The 4837-nt window shown below is 61.2% G+C and carries 5 protein-coding genes; all 5 read left to right on the top strand.

Annotated elements, in window-relative coordinates:
• On the top strand, window positions 1–225 hold a 225-nt coding region (locus D8U18_RS21245; protein WP_177435047.1), incomplete at its 5' end, for an outer-membrane lipoprotein carrier protein LolA.
• A 175-nt stretch (window positions 226–400) separates the two neighbouring features.
• Window positions 401–1723, top strand: a complete 1323-nt coding sequence (locus tag D8U18_RS21240) for a replication-associated recombination protein A (protein ID WP_056854602.1) — start codon at window positions 401–403, stop codon at window positions 1721–1723.
• Window positions 1723–2097: a fluoride efflux transporter CrcB gene (gene crcB, locus D8U18_RS21235; RefSeq protein WP_130906292.1), complete on the top strand. Its 375-nt coding sequence runs from the start codon at window positions 1723–1725 to the stop codon at window positions 2095–2097. Before D8U18_RS21240 ends, crcB begins: the two co-directional genes overlap by 1 nt.
• A gap of 15 nt (window positions 2098–2112) precedes the next feature.
• Entirely contained in the window at window positions 2113–3393 is a 1281-nt protein-coding gene (serS, locus tag D8U18_RS21230) for a serine--tRNA ligase (protein ID WP_056854600.1), read from the top strand.
• Window positions 3394–4788 carry a siroheme synthase CysG gene (cysG, locus tag D8U18_RS21225; protein WP_131108356.1) on the top strand — a complete coding sequence of 465 codons (1395 nt, stop codon included), beginning with the start codon at window positions 3394–3396 and terminating at the stop codon, window positions 4786–4788.
• The last annotated feature ends 49 nt before the right edge of the window (window positions 4789–4837 follow it).

Here is a 4837-nt window from a genome sequence, read left to right as displayed (position 1 = left end):
GCCGGCGGGGTGATTGACTTCACCCTGAAGCCGAAAACCAAGGACACGCTGTTCGACAACCTGCGTTTGTCGTTCCGCAACGGCTTGGTCAATGACATGCAACTGATCGACAGCGTCGGCCAGCGCACCAATATCCTGTTTACCGGTGTGAAGGCCAACGAGCCGATCCCGGCTTCGAAATTCAAGTTCGACATCCCTAAAGGGGCGGACGTGATCCAGGAGTAAGACGCATAACTTGTGGGAGCGGGCTTGTGTGTCGAGGGAGCTTGCTCCCGCTGGACTGCGCAGCAGTCCCATTTTTTGGGGGGGGTCGCGCCCCAGCGGGAGCAAGCTCCCTCGCCACAGGATTTCGCCAGACTTGAGAACTACGTAATAAAAAGCGAGGTTTTAACAGTACGTGATGGACCTGTTTCGCAGTGCCCCGATCGCTCAGCCCTTGGCCGCCCGTTTACGTGCGACCAACCTGGATGAGTACGTCGGTCAGGAACACGTGCTCGCTCGCGGCAAGCCTTTGCGCGAAGCCCTGGAGCAGGGTGCCCTGCACTCGATGATTTTCTGGGGGCCGCCAGGGGTCGGTAAAACCACGCTGGCGCGGTTGCTGGCGGAAGTCTCGGAGGCGCACTTCGAAACGGTGTCGGCCGTGCTGGCCGGGGTCAAGGAAATCCGTCAGGCGGTGGAAATCGCCAAGCAGCAGGCCGCGCAGTACGGCCGCCGCACGATTCTGTTCGTTGACGAAGTGCACCGTTTCAACAAGTCCCAGCAGGATGCGTTCCTGCCGTACGTCGAAGACGGCACGTTGATTTTCATCGGTGCAACCACCGAAAACCCTTCGTTCGAACTCAATAACGCATTGCTTTCGCGCGCGCGCGTCTATGTGCTGAAAAGCCTCGACGAAACCGCGCTGCGCAAATTGGTGCACCGTGCACTGACCGAAGAACGCGGCCTGGGCAAGCGCAACCTGACCCTCAGTGATGAAGGCTTCCAGATGCTGCTGTCGGCCGCTGACGGCGATGGCCGGCGTCTGCTCAATCTGCTGGAAAACGCCTCCGACCTGGCAGAAGACAATAGCGAAATCGGAACCGATCTGCTGCAAAGCCTGCTCGGCGACACACGTCGGCGCTTCGACAAGGGCGGTGAAGCGTTCTACGACCAGATCTCCGCGCTGCATAAGTCGGTGCGCGGCTCCAATCCCGACGGCGCCTTGTATTGGTTCGCGCGCATGATCGACGGCGGTTGCGATCCGTTGTACCTGGCCCGGCGCGTGGTGCGCATGGCCAGCGAAGACATCGGCAATGCCGACCCGCGCGCGCTGAGCCTGTGCCTGGCGGCGTGGGAAGTGCAGGAGCGGCTTGGCAGTCCCGAAGGTGAATTGGCGGTGGCCCAGGCCATCACTTATCTGGCCTGCGCGCCTAAGAGCAACGCGGTGTACATGGGTTTCAAGAGTGCATTGCGCGCGGCTGCCGAACACGGTTCGCTGGAAGTGCCGCTGCACCTGCGCAACGCGCCGACCAAACTGATGAAGCAATTGGGCTACGGCGACGAGTACCGTTATGCCCACGACGAACCCGATGCCTACGCCGCCGGGGAAGACTATTTCCCGGAAGAACTCGACCCTATTCCGTTCTATCAGCCGGTGCCCCGGGGCCTTGAGCTGAAAATCGGCGAAAAGCTCAGTCATCTGGCGAAACTCGACCGTTTAAGCCCCAGGCAGCGGAGAAAATAGTGGTCCCATTGATAATCGCGGTTTCCGTCGGCGGGATCGCCGGCACGCTGTTGCGCTTCGCTACGGGTAACTGGATCAACGCTAATTGGCCGCGGCACTTCTATACCGCGACGCTGGCCGTTAATATCGTGGGCTGTTTGCTGATCGGCGTTCTATACGGTCTGTTTTTGATTCGCCCGGAGGTGCCCATCGAGGTGCGTGCCGGGTTGATCGTCGGCTTCCTCGGAGGGCTGACGACTTTTTCATCCTTTTCACTGGATACGGTGCGCTTGCTGGAAAGCGGGCAAGTGCCGCTGGCCCTGGGCTATGCGGCCATCAGCGTATTCGGCGGGCTGCTCGCCACCTGGGCCGGCCTGTCCTTGACCAAACTTTGATAACGAGAGACCGACATGCTCGATTCCAAACTGTTACGTAGCAACCTTCAGGACGTAGCGGACCGCCTGGCTTCCCGTGGCTATGCCCTGGATGTCGCGCGCATCGAAGCGCTGGAAGAACAGCGCAAGACCGTCCAGACCCGCACCGAAGCACTGCAGGCCGAACGTAACGCGCGCTCCAAATCCATCGGTCAGGCCAAGCAGCGCGGCGAAGACATCGCGCCGCTGATGGCGGACGTCGAGCGCATGGCGGGTGAATTGAGCGCCGGCAAAGTCGAACTGGACTCGATCCAGACCGAATTGGACTCGATCCTGCTGGGTATCCCCAACCTGCCGCACGAATCGGTGCCGGTCGGTGAAGATGAAGACGGCAACGTCGAAGTACGCCGTTGGGGCACCCCGACTGCCTTCGATTTCCCGGTTCAGGACCACGTAGCCCTGGGCGAGAAGTTCGGCTGGCTGGACTTCGAAACCGCCGCCAAGCTGTCCGGCGCTCGTTTCGCCCTGCTGCGTGGCCCGATTGCCCGTCTGCATCGCGCCCTCGCGCAGTTCATGATCAACCTGCACGTCACCGAGCACGGTTACGAAGAGGCTTACACGCCTTATCTGGTCCAGGCTCCGGCGCTGCAAGGCACCGGCCAGTTGCCGAAATTCGAAGAGGACCTGTTCAAGATCGCTCGCGAAGGCGAAGCCGACCTGTACTTGATCCCTACCGCTGAAGTGTCGCTGACCAACATCGTTGCCGGTGAGATCGTCGACGCCAAGCAACTGCCGATCAAATTCGTCGCCCACACACCTTGCTTCCGCAGTGAAGCCGGTGCGTCGGGCCGTGACACTCGCGGCATGATCCGCCAGCACCAGTTCGACAAGGTTGAAATGGTGCAGATCGTCGAGCCGTCGAAGTCGATGGAAGCGCTGGAAGGCCTGACCGCCAACGCTGAAAAAGTCCTGCAGCTGCTCGAACTACCTTACCGCACCCTGGCGCTGTGTACCGGCGACATGGGCTTCAGCGCGGTCAAGACTTACGACCTGGAAGTGTGGATCCCGAGCCAGGACAAGTACCGTGAAATTTCCTCGTGCTCCAACTGCGGCGATTTCCAGGCCCGTCGCATGCAAGCCCGTTTCCGTAATCCGGAAACCGGCAAGCCTGAACTGGTGCACACCTTGAACGGTTCCGGCCTGGCTGTGGGTCGTACGTTGGTTGCGGTTCTTGAGAACTACCAGCAGGCCGACGGTTCGATCCGCGTGCCTGAAGTGCTCAAGCCTTACATGGGTGGCCTTGAGGTAATCGGCTGAATGAACTATCTGCCGCTGTTTCACAACCTTCGCGGCAGTCGTGTGTTGGTCGTCGGCGGGGGGGAAATTGCCTTGCGCAAATCCCGCCTGCTGGCCGATGCCGGTGCGCTGCTGCGGGTGGTTGCACCTGAAATCGAACAGCAATTGCGCGAACTGGTTGCCGCCAGTGGCGGCGAGTGCCTGGTGCGTGGCTATGTCGAAGCGGATCTGGACGGTTGCGGGCTGATCATTGCCGCCACTGACGACCAAGCGCTGAACGCACAGGTCTCCGCCGATGCGCATCGGCGTTGCGTGCCGGTCAACGTGGTGGATGCGCCAGCGCTGTGCAGCGTGATCTTCCCGGCGATTGTCGATCGTTCGCCATTGATCATCGCCGTGTCCAGCGGCGGCGATGCGCCGGTGCTGGCGCGGTTGATCCGGGCGAAGATCGAAACCTGGATTCCTTCCACCTACGGTCAGCTCGCGGGGCTCGCGGCGCGTTTTCGCCATCAGGTTAAAAAGCTGTTTCCGGATGTGCAGCAGCGTCGCGCGTTCTGGGAGGAGGTTTTCCAGGGACCGATTGCCGATCGTCAACTGGCCGGGCAGGGCGGTGAGGCCGAGCGCCTGCTGCAAGCCAAGATCGATGGTGAAGCGCCAGTGGCCACCGGTGAGGTGTATCTGGTGGGTGCCGGGCCGGGTGATCCAGACCTGCTGACGTTCCGCGCCTTGCGCTTGATGCAGCAAGCCGATGTAGTGCTATACGACCGCCTGGTGGCGCCGGCGATTCTCGAACTGTGCCGTCGCGATGCCGAGCGGGTGTACGTCGGCAAGCGTCGCGCCGAGCACGCCGTACCGCAGGACCAGATCAACCAGCAATTGGTGGATTTGGCCAGGCAGGGCAAGCGCGTGGTGCGACTGAAGGGCGGTGATCCGTTCATCTTCGGTCGTGGCGGTGAAGAGATCGAAGAGCTGGCCGCCCAAGGCATCCCGTTCCAGGTCGTGCCGGGAATCACGGCGGCCAGTGGTTGCGCAGCTTATGCCGGGATCCCGCTGACCCACCGCGATTATGCGCAATCGGTACGGTTTGTTACCGGTCACTTGAAGGACGGCTCTACCGATTTGCCATGGGCCGACCTCGTCGCGCCCGCGCAAACCCTGGTGTTCTACATGGGCCTGGTGGGCTTGCCGATCATTTGCGAAGAGTTGATCAAGCATGGTCGCAGCAAAGATACCCCGGCAGCGCTGATTCAACAGGGCACCACGGTCAATCAGCGGGTGTTTACCGGCACACTGGCCGACTTGCCACGGTTGGTGGCGGAGCATGAAGTCCATGCGCCGACCTTGGTGATCGTTGGTGAAGTGGTGCAACTTCGGGAGAAACTGGCGTGGTTCGAAGGGGCTCAGGGGCAACTCTGAGACCCGGGTGTCCCGATCGCTGGCAAGCCAGCTCCCACAGGTTTTGTGT

Source organism: Pseudomonas sp. Sample_10, from assembly GCF_004321495.1.
GTDB lineage: Bacteria > Pseudomonadota > Gammaproteobacteria > Pseudomonadales > Pseudomonadaceae > Aquipseudomonas.
The sequence above is the reverse complement of the archived record's forward strand: the minus strand, read 5'-3'. Positions and strand labels throughout refer to the sequence as shown.